20 protein-coding genes and 1 pseudogene are annotated in these 24,819 nt (G+C 60.1%); 18 read left to right on the plus strand and 3 right to left on the minus strand.

Annotation, left to right across the window (positions count from 1 at the left end):
• Nucleotides 1–323: 323 nt before the first annotated feature.
• The 18 genes and pseudogenes from aceA to JFU48_RS30135 all read left to right on the plus strand — a co-directional run bounded on the left by aceA (nt 324) and on the right by JFU48_RS30135 (nt 20,711).
• On the plus strand, nt 324–1,649 hold the full coding sequence (aceA, locus tag JFU48_RS26040) for an isocitrate lyase (protein WP_003223815.1): 1,326 nt from the start codon (nt 324–326) through the stop codon (nt 1,647–1,649).
• Nucleotides 1,650–2,293: 644 nt separating this feature from the next.
• Nucleotides 2,294–2,707 (plus strand): NADH-quinone oxidoreductase subunit A, encoded by a 414-nt coding sequence (locus JFU48_RS26045; RefSeq protein ID WP_003223812.1) that lies wholly within the window; start codon nt 2,294–2,296, stop codon nt 2,705–2,707.
• 10 nt (nt 2,708–2,717) lie between these two features.
• Entirely contained in the window at nt 2,718–3,392 is a 675-nt protein-coding gene (locus JFU48_RS26050; protein ID WP_003223809.1) for a NuoB/complex I 20 kDa subunit family protein, read from the plus strand.
• A gap of 72 nt (nt 3,393–3,464) precedes the next feature.
• On the plus strand, nt 3,465–5,249 hold the full coding sequence (nuoC, locus tag JFU48_RS26055) for an NADH-quinone oxidoreductase subunit C/D (RefSeq protein WP_003223807.1): 1,785 nt from the start codon (nt 3,465–3,467) through the stop codon (nt 5,247–5,249).
• 2 nt (nt 5,250–5,251) lie between these two features.
• Nucleotides 5,252–5,749 carry an NADH-quinone oxidoreductase subunit NuoE gene (gene nuoE / locus JFU48_RS26060; RefSeq protein ID WP_003223804.1) on the plus strand — a complete coding sequence of 166 codons (498 nt, stop codon included), beginning with the start codon at nt 5,252–5,254 and terminating at the stop codon, nt 5,747–5,749.
• Nucleotides 5,746–7,101, plus strand: a complete 1,356-nt coding sequence (gene nuoF / locus JFU48_RS26065) for an NADH-quinone oxidoreductase subunit NuoF (RefSeq protein ID WP_027614663.1) — start codon at nt 5,746–5,748, stop codon at nt 7,099–7,101. The genes nuoE and nuoF overlap by 4 nt, the downstream gene beginning before the upstream one ends.
• 135 nt (nt 7,102–7,236) lie before the next feature.
• A complete protein-coding gene (gene nuoG / locus JFU48_RS26070; protein ID WP_201138136.1) occupies nt 7,237–9,951 on the plus strand; it encodes an NADH-quinone oxidoreductase subunit NuoG in 2,715 nt (904 codons plus the stop codon).
• Nucleotides 9,948–10,955 carry an NADH-quinone oxidoreductase subunit NuoH gene (nuoH, locus tag JFU48_RS26075; protein WP_003223797.1) on the plus strand — a complete coding sequence of 336 codons (1,008 nt, stop codon included), beginning with the start codon at nt 9,948–9,950 and terminating at the stop codon, nt 10,953–10,955. The genes nuoG and nuoH overlap by 4 nt, the downstream gene beginning before the upstream one ends.
• A gap of 11 nt (nt 10,956–10,966) precedes the next feature.
• Entirely contained in the window at nt 10,967–11,515 is a 549-nt protein-coding gene (gene nuoI, locus JFU48_RS26080) for an NADH-quinone oxidoreductase subunit NuoI (RefSeq protein WP_003223795.1), read from the plus strand.
• 9 nt (nt 11,516–11,524) lie between these two features.
• A complete protein-coding gene (nuoJ, locus tag JFU48_RS26085; RefSeq protein ID WP_003223793.1) occupies nt 11,525–12,025 on the plus strand; it encodes an NADH-quinone oxidoreductase subunit J in 501 nt (166 codons plus the stop codon).
• Between the two features lie 3 nt (nt 12,026–12,028).
• Nucleotides 12,029–12,337, plus strand: coding sequence for an NADH-quinone oxidoreductase subunit NuoK (gene nuoK / locus JFU48_RS26090; protein ID WP_003223790.1), 309 nt, complete (start codon nt 12,029–12,031; stop codon nt 12,335–12,337).
• Nucleotides 12,334–14,187: an NADH-quinone oxidoreductase subunit L gene (nuoL, locus tag JFU48_RS26095; RefSeq protein WP_201138137.1), complete on the plus strand. Its 1,854-nt coding sequence runs from the start codon at nt 12,334–12,336 to the stop codon at nt 14,185–14,187. The genes nuoK and nuoL overlap by 4 nt, the downstream gene beginning before the upstream one ends.
• 39 nt (nt 14,188–14,226) lie before the next feature.
• Entirely contained in the window at nt 14,227–15,759 is a 1,533-nt protein-coding gene (gene nuoM, locus JFU48_RS26100) for an NADH-quinone oxidoreductase subunit M (protein ID WP_003223785.1), read from the plus strand.
• 7 nt (nt 15,760–15,766) lie between these two features.
• Complete coding sequence (nuoN, locus tag JFU48_RS26105; protein WP_201138138.1) at nt 15,767–17,230, plus strand: NADH-quinone oxidoreductase subunit NuoN; 1,464 nt, start codon at nt 15,767–15,769, stop codon at nt 17,228–17,230.
• Nucleotides 17,231–17,500: 270 nt separating this feature from the next.
• Nucleotides 17,501–17,596 (plus strand): annotated as a pseudogene (locus tag JFU48_RS26110) (transcriptional regulator); the annotation flags it as partial.
• Between the two features lie 426 nt (nt 17,597–18,022).
• Nucleotides 18,023–19,348 carry an OprD family porin gene (locus tag JFU48_RS26115; RefSeq protein WP_201138139.1) on the plus strand — a complete coding sequence of 442 codons (1,326 nt, stop codon included), beginning with the start codon at nt 18,023–18,025 and terminating at the stop codon, nt 19,346–19,348.
• A 179-nt stretch (nt 19,349–19,527) separates the two neighbouring features.
• Nucleotides 19,528–20,076 carry an acyltransferase family protein gene (locus tag JFU48_RS30130; RefSeq protein WP_242486719.1) on the plus strand — a complete coding sequence of 183 codons (549 nt, stop codon included), beginning with the start codon at nt 19,528–19,530 and terminating at the stop codon, nt 20,074–20,076.
• Nucleotides 20,010–20,711 (plus strand): acyltransferase family protein, encoded by a 702-nt coding sequence (locus JFU48_RS30135; protein ID WP_242486720.1) that lies wholly within the window; start codon nt 20,010–20,012, stop codon nt 20,709–20,711. Before JFU48_RS30130 ends, JFU48_RS30135 begins: the two co-directional genes overlap by 67 nt.
• A 118-nt stretch (nt 20,712–20,829) precedes the next feature.
• Here JFU48_RS30135 and JFU48_RS26125 read toward each other — a convergent pair whose 3' ends face one another.
• The 3 genes from JFU48_RS26125 to JFU48_RS26135 all read right to left on the minus strand — a co-directional run bounded on the left by JFU48_RS26125 (nt 20,830) and on the right by JFU48_RS26135 (nt 24,808).
• Nucleotides 20,830–21,162, minus strand: a complete 333-nt coding sequence (locus tag JFU48_RS26125) for a DUF2790 domain-containing protein (protein WP_003223776.1) — start codon at nt 21,160–21,162, stop codon at nt 20,830–20,832.
• Nucleotides 21,163–21,242: 80 nt separating this feature from the next.
• Nucleotides 21,243–21,446, minus strand: a complete 204-nt coding sequence (locus tag JFU48_RS26130; RefSeq protein ID WP_003223774.1) for a co-regulatory protein PtrA N-terminal domain-containing protein — start codon at nt 21,444–21,446, stop codon at nt 21,243–21,245.
• 212 nt (nt 21,447–21,658) lie between these two features.
• Nucleotides 21,659–24,808, minus strand: a complete 3,150-nt coding sequence (locus tag JFU48_RS26135; RefSeq protein ID WP_201138140.1) for a CusA/CzcA family heavy metal efflux RND transporter — start codon at nt 24,806–24,808, stop codon at nt 21,659–21,661.
• Between the last annotated feature and the right edge of the window lie 11 nt (nt 24,809–24,819).

A 24,819-nucleotide genomic window follows, 5' to 3' on the forward strand; every position in this document is an offset into this window, starting at 1 on the left:
GTTCGCACCTACCCCGCGAACCGCTTCGTGTCTGTACCGCCCACAAGGTGTGTTTGACGAGGTTGTCGACTGGAACGAAGTTGTCCCGAGGGACGGAAGCGTTATTAGGTAACCCGGCACCACACTGATGTTCGTACCAAGGCCCACGACGCCTGAATGCGCCCGCAGTCCGCCTTTACCTGCTCACTTCCCCTCGAGCCCATCGTTCATCCCGTCGCCTCCCCCGCCGAATCCGACTTGACCACCTAAGCTTCTGGTCAGCGAGCGCAGGAATTTTCCACCGCAGAACAACTTTTCATAAAGACGCGACGAGGTTTATCTCCATGGCACTGACACGCGAACAGCAAATTGCAGCCCTTGAAAAAGACTGGGCTGAAAACCCGCGCTGGAAAGGCGTGACTCGCACTTACTCCGCTGCTGACGTCGTCCGTCTGCGTGGCTCGGTTCAACCTGAGCACACTTTCGCGAAAATGGGCGCCGAGAAGCTGTGGAACCTGGTGACCCAGGGTGCCAAGCCGTCCTTCCGCCCAGAGAAAGATTTCGTCAACTGCATGGGCGCCCTGACCGGCGGCCAGGCTGTTCAGCAGGTCAAGGCCGGTATCCAGGCGATCTACCTGTCGGGCTGGCAGGTGGCTGCGGACAACAACTCCGCAGAATCGATGTACCCGGACCAGTCGTTGTACCCGGTGGACTCGGTGCCAACCGTGGTCAAGCGCATCAACAACTCATTCCGTCGTGCCGACCAGATCCAGTGGAAAGCCGGCAAGAACCCGGGCGACGAAGGCTACATCGACTACTTCGCACCAATCGTGGCTGACGCTGAAGCCGGTTTCGGCGGCGTGCTGAACGCCTACGAGCTGATGAAGAGCATGATCGAAGCAGGCGCCGCTGGCGTTCACTTCGAAGACCAACTGGCTTCCGTGAAGAAATGCGGTCACATGGGCGGCAAGGTACTGGTTCCGACTCAGGAAGCGGTACAGAAGCTGACCGCTGCACGCCTGGCGGCTGACGTTGCCGGTACGCCGACCATCATCCTGGCCCGCACCGACGCCAACGCGGCTGACCTGCTGACTTCCGATTGCGACCCGTACGACCAGCCGTTCGTGACTGGCGAACGTACTCAGGAAGGTTTCTACAAAGTTCGCGCCGGTCTGGATCAAGCGATCGCCCGTGGCCTGGCTTACGCCCCTTACGCCGACCTGATCTGGTGCGAAACCGCCAAACCGGATCTGGAAGAAGCCCGCCGCTTCGCTGAAGCGATCAAGAAGGAATACCCGGATCAACTGCTGTCGTACAACTGCTCGCCTTCCTTCAACTGGAAGAAAAACCTGGACGACGCGACCATCGCCAAGTTCCAGCGCGAACTGTCCGCCATGGGTTACAAGCACCAGTTCATCACCCTGGCCGGCATTCACAACATGTGGCACAGCATGTTCAACCTGGCGCACGACTACGCCCGCAACGACATGACTGCCTACGTGAAGCTGCAAGAACAGGAATTCGCTGACGCCGCCAAGGGTTACACCTTCGTGGCTCACCAGCAGGAAGTGGGCACCGGCTACTTCGACGACATGACCACCGTGATTCAGGGTGGCTCGTCGTCGGTGACCGCGCTGACCGGTTCGACCGAAGAAGAACAGTTCCACTGATTCGGCTTCGCTGAGCAAACGGCCTTTGCGGATCGGATGAAAAGCTAACCGCATAGCCGCAAGACTGACGCCCCGACTGGTTCGGGGCGTTTTTTTTGCGCGCCGATTTCCCAAAGACCACAACCCCCCCTGTAGGAGTGAGCCTGCTCGCGATAGCGGTGGGTCAGTCAATGCATGTGCTAGCTGACAAACCGCTATCGCGAGCAGGCTCACTCCTACAGGGATCGACGTCGCCCGGACAAAAACATTGATCCAGAGCGGTACGAACGCCAGAAAAATCAGCTAAAACTGGCGCAACCGCTACTTGCAGTAACAGGCATATAAGACAACTTTCTGTTTACTGCACCGCTAAACAGTTACAAAACCACTCCAAACGATATCAATTATCATTTAGCAGCAACTATGTTCGTTACATTTCCTACAAAACATAATTCGCGGAAACCCGGCTAATGCCCGCACTGCATGGGCTACAGGGCATTGGAGGTGCGCTATGTCCTTATTCCAATAAATAATTTCGCTATAGGAATTTTACTTGCCGGGTGTTTAGCCATAAAATCAGCGCGATTGATTGCTGCGACATATCGTCACTGCCTTATTTCTTTATCAAGCTCAGAGACCTTTGCTCTCTGTTAAGGATTACCAGCATGCCCGAAGCGACAGGACTCATGGCCCACAACTGGGGCTTTGCCATTTTCCTTCTGGGTGTAGTCGGCCTGTGTGCCTTCATGCTCGGCGTCTCCAGCCTCCTCGGGTCAAAAGCCTGGGGCCGCAGCAAAAACGAACCGTTCGAGTCCGGCATGCTACCTACCGGTGGCGCCCGCTTGCGGCTCTCAGCCAAATTCTATCTGGTCGCGATGCTGTTCGTGATCTTCGATATCGAAGCCCTCTTTCTCTTTGCATGGTCTGTGTCCGTCCGCGAAAGCGGCTGGACCGGATTCGTCGAAGCTCTCGTTTTCATAGCAATTCTGTTGGCAGGTCTTGTCTACCTGTTCCGAGTGGGCGCCCTTGACTGGGCTCCGGAAGCTCGTCGCAAGCGGCAGGCGAAGCTGAAACAATGAGGCTTTGGCAATGCAATACAATCTCACCAGAATCGACCCAGATGCTCCTAACGAGCAGTATCCGATTGGCGAACGGGAAACCGTTTCCGATCCGTTAGAGGATCAAGTTCACAAAAACATTTTCATGGGCAAGCTCGAAGACGTGCTGAGTGGCGCGGTCAACTGGGGGCGTAAAAACTCCCTGTGGCCGTACAACTTCGGCCTTTCGTGCTGCTACGTGGAAATGACCACCGCCTTCACGGCGCCCCACGACATCGCGCGCTTTGGCGCCGAAGTGATCCGGGCATCACCGCGTCAGGCCGACTTCATGGTTATCGCCGGTACCTGCTTCATCAAGATGGCGCCGATCATTCAGCGTCTCTACGAGCAGATGCTCGAGCCGAAGTGGGTTATCTCCATGGGTTCGTGCGCCAACTCCGGTGGCATGTACGACATCTACTCCGTGGTTCAAGGGGTGGACAAGTTCCTGCCCGTGGACGTCTACGTACCTGGCTGCCCGCCTCGTCCAGAAGCATTCCTTCAAGGCTTGATGCTGTTGCAGGAATCGATTGGACAGGAGCGTCGTCCGCTTTCCTGGGTCGTTGGCGACCAAGGCGTTTATCGCGCCGACATGCCTTCGCAAAAGGAACAGCGCCGCGAACAGCGAATCGCAGTCACCAACCTGCGCAGCCCTGACGAAGTCTGATCCAGTCTGTTCTTACAAAGAAACGAGAAGCTGGCTTCATTCTTTACGTTGACCGAAAGCGAAAAAATAACCATGACTACAGGCAGCGCTCTGTACATCCCGCCTTATAAGGCAGACGACCAGGATGTGGTCGTCGAATTGAACAACCGTTTTGGCGCCGAAGCGTTCACCGCTCAGTCGACCCGCACCGGCATGCCGGTGCTGTGGGTGGCGCGCGCCAGACTTGTCGAAGTCCTGACCTTCCTGCGCAACCTGCCCAAGCCGTACGTCATGCTCTATGACCTGCACGGCGTGGACGAGCGTCTGCGCACCAAGCGTCAAGGGCTGCCATCGGGCGCCGACTTCACCGTGTTCTATCACCTCATGTCGCTTGAGCGTAATAGTGACGTGATGATCAAAGTCGCCTTGTCCGAAAGCGACCTGAGCTTGCCGACCGTCACCAGCATCTGGCCGAACGCCAACTGGTACGAGCGCGAAGTCTGGGACATGTTCGGCATCGACTTCAAAGGCCACCCGCACCTGTCGCGCATCATGATGCCGCCGACCTGGGAAGGTCACCCGCTGCGCAAGGACTTCCCGGCGCGCGCCACCGAATTCGATCCGTTCAGCCTCAACCTCGCCAAGCAGCAGCTTGAGGAAGAAGCCGCGCGCTTCCGTCCTGAAGACTGGGGCATGAAGCGTTCCGGGGCCAACGAGGACTACATGTTCCTCAACCTGGGCCCGAACCACCCTTCGGCGCACGGTGCGTTCCGCATCATTCTGCAACTCGATGGCGAAGAGATCGTCGACTGCGTACCGGACATCGGTTACCACCACCGTGGTGCCGAGAAGATGGCCGAGCGTCAGTCCTGGCACAGTTTCATCCCGTACACCGACCGTATCGACTACCTCGGCGGCGTGATGAACAACCTGCCGTACGTGCTCTCGGTCGAGAAGCTGGCCGGCATCAAGGTGCCCGAGAAGGTCGACGTCATCCGCATCATGATGGCCGAGTTCTTCCGGATCACCAGCCACCTGCTGTTCCTGGGGACCTACATCCAGGACGTCGGCGCCATGACCCCGGTGTTCTTCACCTTCACCGACCGCCAGAAGGCGTACACGGTGATCGAAGCCATTACCGGTTTCCGTCTGCACCCGGCCTGGTACCGCATCGGTGGCGTCGCCCACGACCTGCCGCGCGGCTGGGACAAACTGGTGAAAGACTTCGTTGAATGGCTGCCAAAACGCCTCGACGAATACACCAAGGCTGCCCTGCAGAACAGCATCCTCAAAGGCCGGACCATCGGCGTCGCGCAGTACAACACCAAAGAAGCCCTGGAATGGGGCGTCACCGGTGCCGGCCTGCGTTCGACCGGTTGCGACTTCGACCTGCGTAAAGCGCGCCCATACTCCGGCTACGAGAACTTCGAGTTCGAAGTACCGCTGGCCGCCAATGGCGATGCCTACGATCGCTGCATGGTCCGCGTCGAAGAGATGCGCCAGAGCATCAAGATCATCGACCAGTGCATGCGCAACATGCCGGAAGGCCCGTACAAGGCGGATCACCCGCTGACCACGCCGCCGCCGAAAGAGCGCACGCTGCAGCACATCGAAACCCTGATCACGCACTTCCTGCAAGTTTCGTGGGGTCCGGTCATGCCGGCCAACGAATCCTTCCAGATGATCGAAGCGACCAAGGGCATCAACAGTTATTACCTGACGAGCGACGGCGGCACCATGAGCTACCGTACCCGGATCCGCACTCCGAGCTTCCCGCACCTGCAACAGATCCCTTCGGTGATCAAAGGCAGCATGGTCGCGGACTTGATTGCGTACCTGGGTAGTATCGACTTCGTTATGGCCGACGTGGACCGCTAAGCATGAACAGCACGCTTATCCAGACAGACCGTTTCACCTTGAGTGAAACCGAGCGCTCGGCCATCGAGCACGAGCTGCATCACTACGAAGACCCGCGCGCGGCGTCGATCGAAGCCCTGAAGATCGTTCAGAAAGAACGCGGCTGGGTGCCGGATGGCGCCCTGTACGCGATCGGCGAGATCCTCGGCATCCCCGCCAGCGACGTTGAAGGCGTGGCGACGTTCTACAGCCAGATCTTCCGTCAGCCGGTCGGCCGCCACATCATTCGCGTCTGCGACAGCATGGTCTGCTACATCGGCGGCCACGAGTCGGTGGTCAGCGAAATCCAGAACAATCTGGGCATCGGCCTGGGTCAGACCACCGCCGACGGTCGTTTCACCCTGCTGCCTGTCTGCTGCCTCGGCAACTGCGACAAGGCACCGGCGCTGATGATCGACGACGACACCTTTGGCGACGTGCAGCCTGCCGGCGTGGCCAAACTGCTCGAGGGCTACGTATGACCCTGACATCTTTCGGTCCTGCCAACCGCATCAAGCGTTCGGCCGAGACTCACCCGCTGACCTGGCGTCTGCGTGACGACGGCGAAGCCGTGTGGCTCGACGAATACCAGGCCAAGAACGGTTACGCCGCTGCGCGCAAAGCCTTCGCCGACATGGCTCAGGACGACATCGTCCAGACCGTGAAAGACGCCGGCCTCAAAGGCCGCGGCGGTGCAGGCTTCCCCACTGGCGTGAAGTGGGGCCTGATGCCCAAAGACGAATCCATCAACATCCGCTACCTGCTGTGCAATGCGGACGAAATGGAACCGAACACCTGGAAAGACCGCATGCTGATGGAGCAACTGCCCCATCTGCTGATCGAAGGCATGCTGATCAGTGCCCGCGCTCTGAAAACCTACCGTGGCTACATCTTCCTGCGTGGCGAGTACACCACCGCCGCCAAGCACCTCAACCGTGCCGTGGAAGAAGCCAAGGCGGCAGGTCTGCTGGGCAAGAACATTCTGGGCAGCGGCTTCGATTTCGAACTGTTCGTGCACACCGGCGCCGGGCGTTATATCTGCGGTGAAGAAACCGCACTGATCAACTCCCTCGAAGGCCGCCGCGCCAACCCGCGCTCCAAGCCGCCCTTCCCTGCCGCCGTTGGCGTGTGGGGCAAGCCGACCTGCGTGAACAACGTTGAAACCCTGTGCAACGTGCCGGCGATCATTGCCGACGGCGTTGACTGGTACAAATCGTTGGCCCGCGAAGGCAGCGAAGACATGGGCACCAAGCTCATGGGCTTCTCCGGCAAGGTCAAGAACCCTGGCCTGTGGGAACTGCCATTCGGCGTCACCGGGCGCGAGCTGTTCGAAGACTACGCCGGCGGCATGCGCGACGGTTACAAGCTCAAGGCCTGGCAGCCAGGTGGCGCCGGTACCGGTTTCCTGTTGCCGGAACACCTCGACGCACAGATGTACGCCGGCGGCATCGCCAAAGTGGGCACCCGGATGGGTACCGGCCTGGCGATGGCGGTGGACGACAGCGTCAACATGGTCTCCCTGCTGCGCAACATGGAGCAGTTCTTCGCCCGCGAGTCGTGCGGCTTCTGCACCCCGTGCCGTGATGGTCTGCCATGGAGCGTCAAGCTCTTGATGGCCATCGAAGAAGGCCGCGGTCAGCCAGGCGACATCGAGACCCTGCTGGGTCTGGTCGGTTTCCTCGGCCCAGGCAAGACCTTCTGTGCTCACGCACCGGGTGCCGTGGAGCCGTTGGGCAGTGCCATCAAATACTTCCGTCCAGAGTTCGAAGCCGGTATCGCGCCTGCAAGCGCCGCCGTCCCGCCTCTGGCAAGGCCGATCGTAGTCGGCGCGTAAACGCTTAAAAGGCGAAGGGTCCGTGCCCTTCGCCTTTCGTCCGATGACGCCTTTCGGGGCTGACTGGATTCGGACGGATAACAAGATTCCATTAGCCACGCCCGCTGACACCGGGCCAACGAAGACCTTTGAACCATGGCCACTATCCACGTAGACGGCAAAGCGCTCGAAGTCGACGGGGCAGACAACCTGTTACAGGCATGTCTGTCGCTGGGCCTCGACATCCCTTATTTCTGCTGGCACCCCGCACTTGGTAGCGTCGGGGCCTGCCGCCAGTGCGCGGTCAAGCAGTACACCGACGAGAACGACACCCGTGGTCGCATCGTCATGTCCTGCATGACGCCAGCCACCGACAACACCTGGATCTCCATCGACGATGAAGAATCCAAGGCGTTCCGCGCCAGTGTTGTCGAATGGCTGATGACCAACCACCCGCACGACTGCCCTGTGTGCGAAGAAGGCGGTCACTGCCACCTGCAAGACATGACGGTGATGACCGGCCACAACGAGCGCCGTTATCGCTTCACCAAACGCACCCACCAGAACCAGCAACTGGGCCCGTTCATTTCCCACGAAATGAACCGCTGCATCGCCTGCTACCGCTGCGTGCGTTTCTACAAGGACTACGCCGGCGGCACCGACCTCGGTGTATTCGGCGCCCACGACAACGTGTACTTCGGTCGCGTTGAAGACGGCACCCTCGAAAGCGAGTTCTCCGGCAACCTCACCGAGGTCTGCCCGACCGGTGTGTTCACCGACAAGACTCACTCCGAGCGCTACAACCGTAAATGGGACATGCAGTTCTCGCCGAGCATCTGCCATGGCTGCTCCAGCGGTTGCAACATCTCTCCGGGCGAGCGTTACGGCGAACTGCGTCGCATCGAAAACCGTTTCAACGGTTCGGTGAACCAGTACTTCCTGTGCGACCGTGGCCGTTTCGGTTATGGCTACGTCAACCGCACCGACCGTCCACGTCAGCCAATGCTGGCCGACGGCACCAAGCTGGGTCTGGATCAGGCGCTGGACAAGGCGGCCGATCTGCTGCGCGGGCGCAACATCGTCGGTATCGGTTCACCGCGTGCCAGCCTCGAAAGCAACTACGCGCTGCGTGAACTGGTCGGCGCCGAGCACTTCTACTCCGGTATCGAAGCCTCCGAACTGGAGCGCATCCGTCTGGTCCTGCAAGTGCTCAAAGACAGCCCGCTGCCCGTGCCGAACATGCGCGACATCGAAGACCACGACGCCGTGTTCGTCCTCGGTGAAGACCTGACCCAGACCGCCGCCCGTATGGCGCTGTCCCTGCGTCAGTCGGTCAAGGGCAAAGCTGAAGACATGGCCGAAGCCATGCGCGTTCAGCCGTGGCTCGATGCTGCGGTGAAGAACATCGGTCAGCACGAACTGAACCCGCTGTTCATCGCCAGCCTGGCCGAAACCAAGCTCGACGACATCGCTGAAGAATGCGTTCACGCCGCTCCCGACGATCTGGCGCGTATCGGTTTCGCCGTGGCTCACGCTCTGGACGCCAGCGCCCCGGCCGTTGAAGGTCTGGACGCGGAAGCCGAGGAGCTGGCCAAGCGCATTGCCGACGCCCTGCTCGCGGCCAAACGTCCGCTGATCATCGCCGGTACTTCGCTGGGCTCCAAAGCCTTGATCGAAGCGGCGGCGAACATCGCCAAAGCCCTGAAGCTGCGCGAGAAGAACGGTTCGATCAGCCTGATCGTGCCGGAAGCCAACAGTCTTGGCCTGGCCATGCTCGGTGGCGAATCGGTCGACGCGGCGCTGCAAGCCGTGATCGATGGCAAGGCCGACGCCATCGTCGTGCTGGAAAACGATCTGTACACCCGCACCTCGAAAGCCAAGGTCGATGCCGCGCTGAACGCTGCGAAAGTCGTGATCGTTGCCGACCACCAGAAGACCGCCACCACCGACCGCGCGCAACTGGTGCTGCCAGCGGCGAGTTTCGCTGAAGGCGACGGTACTTTGGTCAGCCAGGAAGGTCGCGCCCAGCGCTTCTTCCAGGTTTTCGATCCGCAATACATGGATGCGAGCATTCTGGTTCACGAAGGCTGGCGCTGGCTGCACGCCCTGCGCTCGACCCTGCTGAACCAGCCAATCGACTGGACGCAACTCGACCACGTCACCGCTGCCGTGGCTTCGAGCACCGAGCAACTGGCACGTATCGTCGACGCCGCACCGTCTGCCGCGTTCCGCATCAAGGGTCTGAAACTGGCGCGTGAGCCGCTGCGTTATTCCGGTCGCACCGCGATGCGCGCCGACATCAGCGTTCACGAACCGCGCACCCCGCAAGACAAAGACACCGCGTTTGCCTTCTCCATGGAAGGTTACTCGGGCTCTGCCGAACCGCGTCAGCAGGTGCCGTTTGCCTGGTCGCCGGGCTGGAACTCGCCGCAAGCCTGGAACAAGTTCCAGGACGAAGTCGGTGGTCACCTGCGTGCTGGCGACCCGGGCACCCGCCTGATCGAAAGCACCGGCGATTCGCTGAACTGGTTCGCCGCTGCTCCGCGCGCATTCAACCCGGCGCCGGGCACCTGGCAGGCCGTGCCGTTCTACCACCTGTTCGGCAGCGACGAAAACTCGTCGAAAGCCGCGCCGGTACAGGAACGCATCCCGGCTCCGTACGTGGCTCTGGCCAAATCCGAAGCGGATCGCCTGGGCGTCAACGACGGTGCTCTGCTGAGCCTGAACGTGGCCGGCCAGACCCTGCGTCTGCCGCTGCGCATCAATGAAGAACTGGGCGCTGGTCTGGTGGCCTTGCCTGCGGGCATCGCCGGCATTCCACCGGCATTCGCCGGCGTATCCGTCGACGGTCTGCAGGAGGCAGCGCAATGACCTGGTTCACCCCTGAAGTGATCGATGTGATCCTGACGGTCATCAAAGCCATCGTGATTCTGCTGGCCGTCGTGGTCGCGGGCGCGTTGCTCAGCTTTGTCGAACGTCGCCTGCTGGGCTGGTGGCAGGACCGTTACGGTCCGAACCGCGTTGGCCCGTTCGGCATGTTCCAGATCGCCGCCGACATGCTGAAGATGTTCTTCAAGGAAGACTGGACCCCGCCGTTTGCCGACAAGGTGATCTTCACCCTGGCACCGGTGGTGGCCATGTCCGCCCTGCTGATCGCGTTCGCGATCATCCCGATCACCCCGACCTGGGGCGTGGCGGATCTGAACATCGGCCTGCTGTTCTTCTTCGCCATGGCCGGTCTGTCGGTCTACGCGGTGCTGTTCGCCGGCTGGTCGAGCAACAACAAGTTCGCCCTGCTCGGCAGCTTGCGTGCCTCGGCGCAGACCGTGTCCTACGAAGTGTTCATGGGCCTGTCCCTGATGGGCATCGTGGTGCAGGTCGGCTCGTTCAACATGCGCGACATCGTCGAGTACCAGGCGCAGAACCTGTGGTTCATCATTCCGCAGTTCTTCGGCTTCTGTACCTTCTTCATCGCTGGCGTGGCCGTGACTCACCGTCACCCGTTCGACCAGCCGGAAGCGGAACAGGAACTGGCCGACGGTTACCACATTGAATACGCCGGTATGAAATGGGGCATGTTCTTCGTCGGTGAATACATCGGCATCATCCTGATCTCGGCGCTGCTGGTCACCCTGTTCTTCGGTGGCTGGCACGGTCCGTTCGGCATCCTGCCGCAACTGTCCTTCGTCTGGTTCGCACTGAAGACCGCGTTCTTCATCATGCTGTTCATCCTGCTGCGCGCTTCCATCCCGCGTCCGCGTTATGACCAGGTGATGGATTTCAGCTGGAAATTCTGCCTGCCACTGACCCTGATCAATTTGCTGATAACCGCTGCGGTTGTGTTGTGGAACACACCTGCGGTTGCGGTTCAGTGAGGATTTGACCCATGTTCAAATATATTGGCGACATCGTTAAGGGTACCGGTACCCAGTTGCGCAGCCTGGTCATGGTCTTCGGCCATGGCTTCCGCAAGCGCGACACCCTGCAATACCCGGAAGAGCCGGTCTACCTGCCGCCACGCTACCGTGGTCGCATCGTCCTGACCCGTGACCCCGATGGCGAAGAGCGTTGCGTAGCCTGCAACCTGTGCGCCGTGGCTTGCCCGGTAGGTTGCATCTCGCTGCAGAAAGCTGAAACCGAAGACGGTCGCTGGTACCCGGACTTCTTCCGTATCAACTTCTCGCGCTGCATTTTCTGCGGTCTCTGCGAGGAAGCCTGTCCGACCACCGCAATCCAGTTGACCCCGGATTTCGAGATGGCCGAGTTCAAACGTCAGGACCTGGTGTACGAGAAAGAAGATCTGCTGATCTCCGGCCCCGGCAAAAACCCTGATTACAACTTCTATCGTGTTGCAGGTATGGCAATCGCTGGCAAGCCGAAAGGCTCTGCGCAGAACGAAGCCGAACCGATCAACGTGAAGAGCTTGCTGCCTTAAGGAAGAACGATGGAATTCGCTTTCTATTTCGCATCGGGTATCGCGGTGGTGTCCACGCTTCGTGTGGTCACCAACACCAACCCTGTGCACGCCCTGCTCTACCTGATCATCTCGTTGATCGCCGTGGCCATGACCTTCTTCGCACTCGGCGCACCGTTCGCCGGCGTGCTGGAAGTGATCGCCTACGCCGGCGCCATCATGGTGCTGTTCGTGTTCGTGGTGATGATGCTGAACCTGGGTCCCGCCTCGGTTCAGCAGGAACGCACCTGGCTCAAGCCCGGTATCTGGGCCGGGCCGGTGATTCTCGCTGCCCTGCTGCTGGCCGAACTGCTGTATGTGCTGTTCGCTCACCAAAGCGGCCAGGCCATCGGCCACACCACCGTCGATGCAAAAGCCGTGGGCGTCAGCCTGTTCGGTCCGTATCTGCTGGTGGTCGAACTCGCCTCGATGCTGCTGCTCGCCGCAGCCGTCACGGCGTTCCATTTGGGCCGTAACGAGGCGAAGGAGTAAGACATGCCTGCTATCCCTCTCGAACATGGATTGGCCGTTGCCGGCATCCTGTTCTGCCTTGGTCTGGTCGGCCTGATGGTCCGCCGCAACATTTTGTTCGTGTTGATGAGTCTGGAAGTGATGATGAACGCCTCTGCACTGGCCTTCATCGTTGCAGGCGCCCGTTGGGGCCAACCGGATGGACAGATCATGTTCATCCTGGTGATCAGCCTGGCAGCCGCCGAAGCCAGTATTGGCCTGGCGATCCTGCTGCAACTGTATCGCCGCTTCCACACGCTCGATATCGACGCTGCCAGTGAGATGCGCGGATGAACCTAATCTTTCTGACTTTTGTATTCCCTCTGATCGGTTTCCTGCTGCTGTCGTTCTCCCGTGGACGCTGGTCGGAAAACCTCTCGGCGCTGATCGGCGTGGGTTCCATTGGCTTGTCGGCGATTGTCGCCGCCTACGTCATCTGGCAATTCAACGTCGCGCCTCCCGAGGGCGGTCACTACACCCTGGTGCTGTGGAAGTGGATGGCGGTCGAAGGCTTCAAGCCTGACTTCGCCCTCTACATCGACGGCCTGTCGATCACCATGCTCGGCGTGGTGGTGGGCGTAGGTTTCCTGATCCACCTGTTCGCGTCCTGGTACATGCGCGGCGAAGCGGGTTACTCGCGCTTCTTCTCGTACACCAACCTGTTTATCGCCAGCATGCTGTTCCTGGTGCTCGGCGATAACCTGTTGTTCCTGTACTTCGGCTGGGAAGGCGTGGGTCTGTGCTCGTACCTGTTGATCGGTTTCTACTACAGCAACCGCAACAACGGTAACGCCGCACTCAAGGCCTTCATCGTGACCCGGATCGGCGACGTGTTCATGGCCATCGGCCTGTTCATCCTGTTCCAGCAAGTGGGCACGTTGAACATCCAGGAACTGCTGGTGCTGGCACCGCAGAAATTCCAGGTCGGCGACTTCTGGATCACCCTGGCGACCCTGATGCTGCTGGGTGGTGCGGTCGGTAAATCGGCACAACTGCCACTGCAAACCTGGCTCGCGGACGCGATGGCTGGCCCGACTCCGGTGTCGGCACTGATCCACGCTGCAACCATGGTGACCGCCGGTGTCTACCTGATCGCCCGTACCCACGGTCTGTTCACCCTGGCGCCGGAAATCCTGCACCTGGTCGGCATCGTCGGTGGTGTGACTCTGGTACTGGCCGGTTTCGCCGCACTGGTACAAACCGACATCAAACGTATCCTCGCCTACTCGACCATGAGCCAGATCGGCTACATGTTCCTGGCGCTGGGCGTTGGTGCATGGGATGGCGCGATTTTCCACCTGATGACCCACGCCTTCTTCAAGGCCCTGCTGTTCCTTGCGTCCGGTGCGGTGATCGTTGCCTGCCACCACGAGCAGAACATCTTCAAGATGGGCGGTCTGTGGAAAAAACTGCCACTGGCCTACGCCAGCTTCATCGTCGGTGGTGCTGCACTGGCCGCCCTGCCACTGGTCACCGCCGGCTTCTACTCCAAGGACGAAATCCTCTGGGAAGCGTTCGCCAGCGGCAACCACGGTCTGCTCTACGCAGGTCTGGTCGGCGCGTTCATGACTTCGCTGTACACCTTCCGCCTGATCTTCATCACGTTCCACGGTGAAGCCAAGACTGAAGCCCACGCCGGTCACGGCATCGCTCACTGGCTGCCACTGTCGGTACTGATCGTGCTGTCGACCTTCATCGGCGCCATGATCGTTCCACCGCTGCACGGCGTACTGCCGGAAAGCGTTGGCCATGCCGGTGGCGAAGCCAAGCACAGTCTGGAAATCGCTTCGGGCGCCATCGCCCTGGCCGGTATCCTGCTGGCGGCCCTGCTGTTCCTCGGCAAGCGTCGCTTCGTGACGGCAATCGCCAACAGCGGCATCGGCCGTTTCCTTTCGGCCTGGTGGTTCGCTGCCTGGGGCTTCGACTGGATCTACGACAAACTGTTCGTCAAGCCGTACCTTGCGATCAGCCATGTACTGCGCAGAGACCCGCTCGACCAGACCATCGGTCTGATCCCGCGTATGGCCAAAGGCGGTCACACCGCCCTGAGCCGCACCGAGACCGGTCAACTGCGTTGGTATGCCGCCTCGATGGCTGCTGGTGCCGTGCTGGTAATCGGCGCCATCGTGCTGGTAGCGGTCTGATATGAACCTTGCGAATTTGCGAAAGGAAACGAGCCCGTCATGATTCTGCCTTGGCTAATCCTGATCCCCTTCATCGGCGGCCTGCTGTGCTGGATGGGTGAGCGCTTCGGCGCTACCCTCCCCCGCTGGATTGCGCTGTTGACCATGACCCTGGAACTCGCCCTCGGCCTCTGGCTGTGGGCCCACGGTGACTATTCATTTGCTCCGGCGCCTGGCGCCGATCCGACCTGGGCGCTTGAGTTCAAGCACGTCTGGATCCAGCGCTTCGGCATCAACGTGCACCTGGCCCTCGACGGCCTGTCGCTGTTGATGATCCTGCTGACCGGCCTGCTGGGTATCCTCTCGGTACTCTGCTCGTGGAAAGAGATTCAACGTCACGTTGGCTTCTTCCACCTGAACCTGATGTGGATCCTGGGCGGCGTTGTCGGCGTGTTCCTCGCCCTCGACCTGTTCATGTTCTTCTTCTTCTGGGAAATGATGCTGGTGCCGATGTACTTCCTCATCGCGCTCTGGGGTCACAGTTCTTCGGACGGCAAGAAAACCCGGATCTACGCAGCGACCAAGTTCTTCATCTTCACTCAGGCTTCCGGCCTGATCATGCTGGTGGCGATCCTCGGTCTGGTGCTGGTCAACTTCAACAACACTGGCGTGATTACCTTCAACTACGCCGACCTGTTGAAGACCAAGATGTCAATGACCACCGAGTACATCCTGATGCTCGGCTTCTTCATCGCCTTCGCGGTCAAGCTGCCTGTGGTGCCGTTCCACTCCTGGCTGCCTGATGCCCACGCCCAGGCGCCGACTGCCGGTTCCGTCGACCTCGCCGGTATCCTGCTGAAAACCGCTGCCTACGGTCTGCTGCGTTTCGCCCTGCCGCTGTTCCCGAATGCTTCGGCCGAGTTCGCGCCGATCGCCATGACCCTCGGTCTGATCGGGATCTTCTACGGTGCGTTCCTCGCTTTCGCGCAAACCGACATCAAGCGTCTGATCGCCTTCTCGTCCGTTTCCCACATGGGCTTCGTACTGATCGGCATCTACTCCGGCAGCCAACTGGCACTGCAAGGTGCAGTGATCCAGATGCTGGCGCATGGTCTGTCGGCCGCGGCACTGTTTATCCTCAGCGGTCAGCTGTACGAGCGTCTGCATACCCGTGACATGCGTGAGATGGGCGGTCTGTGGTCGCGTATCGCTTACCTGCCGGCGATCAGCCTGTTCTTCGCCGCCGCCTCGCTGGGTCTGCCGGGTACCGGTAACTTCGTCGGCGAGTTCCTGATCCTGATCGGTACGTTCGCCAGTGCGCCATGGATCACGGCGATTGCCACCTCCGGTCTGGTGTTCGGTTCGGTCTACTCGCTGATCATGATCCACCGTGCCTACTTCGGTCCGTCGAAATCGGATTCGATCCTGCACGGCATGGACGGTCGCGAACTGATCATGGTGCTGGGCCTTGCGGTGCTGCTGATTTACCTCGGCGTTTACCCGCAACCGTTCCTCGACACTTCCGCCGCCACGATGCATGGCGTGCAGCAGTGGCTCGGCACCGCCTTCACTCAACTCGCTTCGGCCCGGTAAGAGCGCTATGGAATTCACGATTCAACACTTTATTGCGCTTGCGCCACTGTTGATCACCAGCCTCACCATTATCGTGGTGATGCTGGCAATCGCCTGGCGCCGCAACCACTCGCAGACCTTCCTGATCTCGGTCGCCGGTCTGAACCTGGCCTTGTTGTCGATCCTGCCAGCCCTGAAAGTCGCGCCTCTGGCCGTGACGCCACTGCTGCAAGTCGACACCTTCGCCTGCCTGTACATGGCGCTGATCCTGGTCGCCACCCTCGCCTGTGTAACCCTCGCCCACGCCTACCTCGGCGATGGCGGTTCGGGTTACCCGGGCAACCGTGAAGAACTGTACCTGCTGATCCTGATGGCCGCCGCCGGTGGTCTGGTTCTGGTCAGCGCGCAGCACTTGGCCGGGCTGTTCATCGGTCTGGAACTGCTGTCGGTGCCGGTCTACGGTCTGGTGGCTTATGCCTTCTTCAACAAGCGTTCGCTGGAAGCCGGCATCAAGTACATGGTGCTGTCCGCGGCCGGTTCCGCGTTCCTGTTGTTCGGTATGGCCATGCTCTACGCTGACGCTGGCACCCTGAGCTTCAACGGTATCGGTCAGGCCCTGGCCACCACCAACCTGCCGAGCTCGCTGGCGCAGTTGGGTCTGGGCATGATGCTGATCGGTCTGGCGTTCAAGCTGTCGCTGGTACCGTTCCACCTGTGGACCCCGGACGTCTACGAAGGTGCTCCGGCACCGGTGGCCGCGTTCCTCGCCACCGCGTCGAAGGTTGCCGTGTTCGCGGTGATGGTGCGTCTGTTCCAGATCTCCCCTGCCGCGAGCAGTGGCGTGCTGAGCGACGTACTGAGTGTGATCGCCGTCGCCTCGATCCTGTTCGGTAACCTGCTGGCCCTGACCCAGAGCAACCTCAAGCGTCTGCTCGGTTACTCGTCCATTGCGCACTTCGGCTACCTGCTGATTGCCCTGGTGGCGAGCAAGGGTCTGGCGGTGGAAGCCATCGGCGTGTACCTGGTTACTTACGTGATCACCAGCCTCGGCGCGTTCGGCGTGATCACTCTGATGTCGTCGCCATACAACGGCCGTGACGCCGACGCGCTGTACGAGTACCGCGGCCTGTTCTGGCGCCGTCCGTACCTGACCGCCGTTCTGACCGTGATGATGCTGTCCCTGGCCGGTATCCCGCTGACCGCTGGCTTCATCGGCAAGTTCTACATCATCGCTACCGGCGTCGAGTCGCACCAATGGTGGCTGGTCGGTTCGCTGGTACTGGGCAGCGCCATCGGCGTGTTCTACTACCTGCGCGTGATGGTCACCCTGTACCTGATCGAACCGAACCTGCGCCGCCACGACGCCCAGCTGCACTGGGAACAGAAGGCTGGCGGCGTAATGCTGCTGGCCATCGCCCTGGTCGCGTTCTTCCTGGGTGTGTACCCGCAGCCATTGCTGACTCTGGTTCAGCAGGCGGGTCTGGCGGGCTGATTGCTCGGCTGGCTACACATGAAAACGGCACCTTCGGGTGCCGTTTTTGTTTTTGCGGGATTCAACATCAAAAGATCGCAGCCTTCGGCAGCTCCTACATTGGGATGGTATGCGGTCTGTAGGAGCTGCCGAAGGCTGCGATCTTTTGACTTATAACGCTCTCCCCTTTCTAGGAATTTGCCTGCAAAGCGGTGAGCAATGGCTGACATTCTGCAGAAGGTAATTGCGGTTAAATTTGAGGATCACCTATCAAGTGGAGATCCACGAACCATGAAGCGGGATATTTTTTCAGAGTTGATGGATGGCCTTGATGCGATAGCCGAAGAACGCCAAGGCAAAATTACCTTGAAGAAGACGCGTGTAAAACGGATCGGCGACACGAAGGGCAAACTCCTACTTCCCGCCGAAACTGATGCCTCTCTATCACACGGTTTGCGGGATACCTTCGAACGATAAAAAGCCACATCTGCTCTCATGTGATCTATCAGACTCACTCAACCCACTATGGGAGCGAGCCTGCTCCGGGCGGCGTTCCGACGAAGGCGTCGGCACATCCCCATCTTCAGTGCCTGACACTCCGCTTTCGCGAGCAGGCTCGCTCCCACAGGTTGCGTGGCGTTCACAAAACCCAGGTTCAGCCACATGACGAAATTGTAATTCCCCCATCACCTTGGCGTTATCCGCAGCTTGCAACGATGTGACCCGGCGACCAATGCCGGCGGGCCTTTGCCCGTCGAACAATAAAACCACGCCGACGCACGTTCCCGTTCTGCCGAACCCAAGGAGTGTTTGATGGTTAACAATACAAAAATGTCGATGGCCGCTTTAGCGGTGGTGGTCGGCTCCGGGCCGTCCATGGTGTTTGCAGAAGACAAGCCCGAAGGCTTTGTCGAAGGCAGCAGCCTGACGGTGCTCAACCGCAACTTCTACTTCAATCGTGATCACCGCAACGGCCAGTCCAGCCCAACCGGCAACGGTTATTCCGAAGCCTGGGCGCATGCGGTCATCAGCAAGTTCGAATCCGGTTTCACCCAAGGCACCGTCGGGGTCGGTGTCGACGCATTTGCCATGCTCGGCTTGAAACTCGACACCGGTGACGGCCGCAACGGCGGGCGCAGTTCGTTCGATGTGCTGCCGGTCAACCGTGACGGCCAGGCGCGGGATGAATACACCAAGATCGGTGGCGCTGCCAAAGTGCGGGCGTTCGATACCGTGGTCAAGGTCGGTGATGTGTTCCCGGCCAACCCGGTGGTGGCCGCAGGTGATTCGCGCCTGCTGCCGGAAAGCTTTCGCGGTGTGACGGCGACCAACACCAGCATCGACGGTCTGTCGATTCAGGGCGGTCGTTTGCATGCGATGAGCCAACCGGTGTCCAGCGACATGCGCGAAAATTTCGCCACGTTCTACGCCGGCCCGGTCAATTCGCCGTGGATCGCTTATGGCGGGGGCGACTACGTGCTGAACAAGAACCTCAGTTTCAGCCTGTACTCCAGCCGCCTCAAGGATGCCTGGAATCAGTATTATGCCGGCACCGCCTGGACCTATCCGCTGGCGGACGACCTGTCGCTGTTCGGCGGCCTGAACTATTACAAGGCGGTCGACGAAGGCAAGCAACTGCTCGGCCAATTCGACAACAACATCTGGAGCGGCCGCGTCGGGGTGAAACTCGGCGCGCACTCCGTCGCCCTCTCCCACCAGCGCAACAACGGCAATGACGACTTCGATTACCTGCGCCAGTCCGACTCGATCTTCCTCGATAACTCGATCCAGTACAGCGACTTCAACTCGCCGAAGGAACGTTCGTGGATGGTGCGCTACGACCTCGACATGAGCCCTTACGGCGTACCCGGTCTGTCGTTCATGACCCGTTACGCACGCGGCACCGACGCCGACTATTCCAACGCCAACGCCGTCTACATGCGCCGTGATGCCGAAGGCAATCCGCTGACCGACCAGAAGCGCTGGGAGCGCGACGTCGAAGTCAAATACGTGGTGCAGAGCGGTTCGATGAAAGACCTGTCGCTGCGTTTGCGCCAGGCCACCACCCGCGCCACGGCGTTCGAGTCAGACCTGGATGAAGTGCGGGTGATCGTCGAATACCCGCTGGCGATTCTCTGAGTTTCCCGAGCAATACCATTCACCTTTAGAAGCTCCTTGCTCCTTTGGTCAGAGGTGAATTTTTTGGCGTCCTTCGGGGCGCCTTTTTTTGCCCTGGGAAAAATCATCGTTTTCTTGACCGAACCGCAAGCCACCTGCCATCTTCGCCTGCGCTGACCAACAAGAATAACGAGGGACCGATGAGTAGCCGTAAGAACCTGGAAATCGAGTACTTGCGAGGGGCTGCTGTGGCCATGACCTTCTTGTGCCATGTCACCATGATGCTGCCGTTCCATACCGATACGCTGCTGAGAATATTCTCGATTTTCATGCCCTGGACCGGTGTCGACCTGTTCTTCTGCATTTCCGGTTTCGTGGTCAGCAAGGCCTATCTGGACCATTTCGACCAACAGCGCGCCCAAGGTCAGTTCGGTCTGGCAACTGCCTGTTTCTGGCTGCGCCGCGCCTATCGCCTGCTGCCCACAGCATGGCTCTGGATACTGATTCCGCTGTTGTTTTCCGTTGTTTTCAACCAATCGAACGCCTTTGGTTCGTGGTATGACAATCTGCGCAGTTTCACCGCCGTCGCGACCTTCAGCGGCAATCTGGCGATGCATTACAACTCGCTGCTGGGCCCTAGCCTCAATACTGGAGCCTGGCGCTCGAAGAGCAGTTTTACTTCGTGTTTCCTTTTTTTCTGCTGTTTGTCACGGCCCCGCGTTGGCGGATCATTGCCCTGTTCGCACTGATTGCGTTGCAGTTCGGTATTGATCGAAACCCCTACGGCCAACCCACAAGCATCCTCACGCACTTCCGTCTGGATGCAATGCTCTGGGGAATTCTCCTGTGCCTGTTCACCCGTACCCGCCTCTATCGGCAGATAGAACCGGTCGGGCTGGGTCAGGGAACGATCAAACCGCTGCTTTGCACGCTGTTCCTGCTCTACATGCTGGGTTCTGTCGCCATCCAGCTGATTGCCATGCCCATTGCTGTCGGCATCGTCGCGATGGTCGCGGTATTGATTGTCTGGCTGGCGAGTTATCAGAAGGGCTACATCTACTGCCCGGCGTTCATGCGCGGTCTCATGCAGTGGCTCGGCTCACGGTCGTATGGGCTCTACGTGATCCACGTTTTCACCAATCACCTGAGTACAGAGATCTGGACGCGTGTTGCCGCCAACCAAGGCGTGCCGCTGGATGGGCGTTTCACCCTTGAGCTGTTACTGACGTCGGTGGGTCTGCTGGTGCTGCTGAGCGAACTCAACTACCGCTTTATCGAAACCCCTCTGCGTCTGCGCGGCGCCGAGATTGCCCGACGCAAGTTGAACCAGGAAGCGTCTCCGCTCCCGGCCACTGTCGACGTCGAGCCCTTGCCGACCAAGTAACCCTCCTTGAACACAAAGGCTAGAGAGCTGACGTCCGAAGGACAACCTGAAAACATTGTGGGAAGGTTCTGCTTTTCCCACACAACTTTTAAATGCAGCTCCGGGGATCAGGTGTTGGTTAGCCACCACTGTTGCGGCACACGCCGGCCACGCTGTATCTGAGGGTGTTGAGTTGCCCTTGCGAGTCTTCGTAGGTCATAGCGGTAGGGACCACCGAGCAGGCAGGTTGCGGCTTCACCACGCTGACGATTTTCACCACGTCGAGCTGCATGCCGTATTCGTATTCCTTGACCACCGGCGCCGCTTTGCCGCGTTCAGCCGCGTATTGTTCCATGGCTTTGGCGTTGGCGCTGAACGCGCGCTCGAAGGTGCGATCACCGCCGCCCTCGGCAAGTGCATTCACGGACATCGCCATGACGCTGGCAAACACGATCGACTTAAGCATTTTCATCTCCATTTCCTTCCCTTCCAGGCCCGAAAAAAAGCCCGGCATCGATGCGCGATGACGGGCTTGCGCAGGTTCAGGCCGCGTTAAAGATCCTGAGTTTTCTGGTCGTTCTTTTCATTGACCACCACCGGGTTGGCAGCGGCTTTTTCCTTGGCCACGAACAGCTCCACGGCGCGGTCGTTGGCGGTCATCATCCGGTCGAAGGTGCGGTCACCACCGCCTTCGGCCATAGCCAGTGACGACAGCATCAGGGCGGTTGCGAAGGCACTCAGTTGGGCGAATTTCATGGTTGATTCCTCGTTTAAGTAACTGACGGGATCAAGGTAACAAGGTGAACCTTTCGTGACGGTGGCGGGGGAATTACATATCCGTTATCTGCCGGATCAGTGCACGGAACCCATGTGGGAGCGGGCTTGCTCGCGAAAGCGGTGTGTCATCCAACATTGATGTCGACTGACACGGCCTCTTCGCGAGCAAGCCCGCTCCCACAGGAGATCACCTACTCAGACGGTACGGTGTCCTCATCCCGGCGATGGGCGATCTGGTACAGCGCGGGCAAGATCAGCAGCGTGAGGATCGTCGAGGACAGAATCCCGCCGATCACCACGGTTGCCAGTGGCCGCTGCACCTCGGCGCCGGTGCCAGTCGCCAGCGCCATCGGAATAAACCCCAGCGACGCCACCAGTGCGGTCATCAACACTGGCCGCAAGCGCGTCAGCGCGCCGACGTTGATTGCCTCCGTCAGTGAGCGCCCTTCCTCGCGCAAATTGCGAATGAACGCGATCATCACCAAACCGTTGAGCACCGCCACCCCGGACAACGCGATAAACCCCACGCCAGCGGAAATCGACAACGGAATATCCCGCAGCCACAGCGCCATCACCCCGCCGGTCAAGGCAAACGGAATCCCGGTAAACACCAGCAAGCCGTCCTTCAAATTGTTGAACATCATGAACAGCAATCCAAATACCAGCAGCAACGCCACCGGCACCACGATCTGCAAGCGCTTGGCCGCCGATTGCATTTGCTCGAACTGCCCGCCCCAACTGGTCCAGTAACCGGCCGGCACCTGCACCTCGCGCTCGATCAGCGCACCCGCCTCACTGACGAACGAGCCGATATCCCGCCCGCGCACGTTGGCGCTGACGATCACCAGACGCTTGCCGTTCTCGCGGCTGACCTGGTTTGGCCCGAGCACCAGATCGAGGCTGGCGACGTCCTTCAGGGCGATAAAACCGATCTGGTTCGCCGCACCACTCAGCGCCGGCACCGGAATCAGCAGCGCCGACAAGCCGTCGATGTCCTTGCGCATCGCATCAGACAAGCGCACCACCATGTCGAAGCGCCGATCACCCTCGTACAAAGTGCCAGCCTGCCGTCCCCCCACTGCGACGGCGATGGTGTCCTGCACATCGCCAACGTTGAGGCCATAACGCGCCGCCTTGTCGCGATCGATATTGATGGTCAGCACCGGCAGCCCGGTGGTCTGCTCGACCTTTACTTCAGAGGCGCCGTTGACCTTCTGCATCGCCGCCGCGATCTTCGCCGCCGTAGCGTTGAGCACGTCCATGTCATCGCCGAACACCTTGACCGCGACATCGCTGCGCACGCCGGAGATCAGTTCGTTGAAGCGCAACTGGATCGGCTGCGACAGCTCATAGTTGCTGCCCGGCAACGTCGCGGCGGCTTGTTGCAACTCGGCCATCAGGGTTTCGCGGGACTTGTTCGGGTCTGGCCATTGGTCCTTGGGCTTGAGCATCACGTAGCTGTCAGAGATGTTCGGCGGCATCGGGTCGGAAGCGATTTCCGCCGTACCGGTGCGGGCGAACACCCGTTCAACCTCCGGCACTTTGGCCAGGATCAGCGTCTCCAGCCGCTGCTGCATGTCCACCGATTGCGTCAGGCTGGTGCCCGGCACGCGCAGCGCTTGCAGGGCAAAATCCCCCTCACTGAGGCTCGGCACAAACTCGCTGCCCATGCGGCTGGTGAGCACGCCGCTGAGCACGATCACCGCCAACGCCGCGCCCACGGCCACCGCGCGATGCGTCATGACCCAGGCCAGCGCCGGCGCATAAATACGACGGGCGCCGCGCATCACCGCACCCTCCTCTTCCTTGACTTTGCCGGTGACGAACAGCGCAATCGCTGCCGGCACAAAGGTCACCGACAGCAGCATCGCACCGAGCAGCGCGATGACCACGGTGAACGCCATCGGGTGGAACATTTTCCCTTCGACGCCGCTCAGGGCGAAGATCGGCAGGTACACCACCATGATGATCAACTGGCCGAAAATCAGTGGTCGGCGCGCCTCTTTCGCTGCCGCAAAAACTTCCTTGAAACGCTCGGCACGAGTCAGCAAACGGCCGTGATGCTGCTGTGCGTGAGCCAACCGGCGCAGGGTGTTTTCGACGATCACCACCGCACCGTCGACGATGATCCCGAAGTCCAGCGCGCCGAGGCTCATCAGGTTGGCGCTGACTTTGTTGCTGAACATCCCGGTGAAGGTGAACAGCATCGACAGCGGAATCACCATCGCGGTGATCAACGCGGCGCGGATGTTGCCGAGGAACAGGAACAGAATCGCGATCACCAGAATCGCGCCTTCGATCAGGTTCTTTTTCACCGTGGCGATGGCTTTGTCGACCAGGTGTGTACGGTCATAGACCGGCACCGCGATCACGCCTTTGGGCAAGGATTTGTTGATCTGTTCGAGCTTGCTGGCCACCGCTTGCGAGACGGTGCGGCTGTTCTCGCCGATCAGCATGAACACCGTGCCGAGCACCACTTCACGACCGTTTTCGGTGGCCGCACCGCTGCGCAATTCACGGCCGATTTCCACGCTGGCGACGTTCTTCACCCGGATCGGCGTGCCATCGACGTTGGCCATGACGATGTTGGCGATGTCCTCGGTACTCGCCACTTGCCCCGGCGCGCGGATCAGCAATTGCTCGCCGCTGCGCTCGATGTACCCGGCGCCGACGTTGGCGTTGTTGCGCTCCAGCGCGGTGATCAGATCGGTGAGGGTGAGCTTGTACGCGGCGAGGCGTTTCGGGTCCGGCGCGATCTGGTATTCCTTGGCAAACCCGCCGATGGTGTTGATCTCGGCGACACCCGGCACGTTGCGCAATTGTGGCTTGATGATCCAGTCCTGAATCACCCGCAGATCGGTCGGCGTGTAGGCGCTGCCGTCTTCCTTCAGCGCGCCCTCCTGGGCTTCCACCGTCCATAAAAAGATCTCACCGAGGCCGGTAGAGATCGGCCCCATCACCGCTTCCGCGCCTTCGGGCAATTGCGCCTTGGCGATCTGCAAGCGCTCGTTGACCAGTTGGCGAGCGAAGAACAGGTCGGTGCCGTCCTTGAAGATCACCGTCACTTGCGACAGGCCCGAGCGCGACAGCGAACGGGTCTGCTCCAGCGCCGGCAACCCGGCCATCGCGGTTTCAATCGGGAAAGTAATGCGCTGCTCGGTCTCCAGCGGCGAGAACCCGGCGGCGCCGGTGTTGATCTGCACCTGGACATTGGTGATGTCGGGCACGGCGTCGATCGGCAGCTTTTGATAACTGGCGACGCCGAGGCCGGCCATAAGCAGAACGGCGAGCAGCACGATGATGCGCTGCTCGATGGCAAACTGGATCAGGCGTTCGAACATGGGAACCTTCC

The sequence above is a fragment of the Pseudomonas sp. TH49 genome, from assembly GCF_016650625.1.
GTDB classification, from domain to species: domain Bacteria; phylum Pseudomonadota; class Gammaproteobacteria; order Pseudomonadales; family Pseudomonadaceae; genus Aquipseudomonas; species Aquipseudomonas fluorescens_H.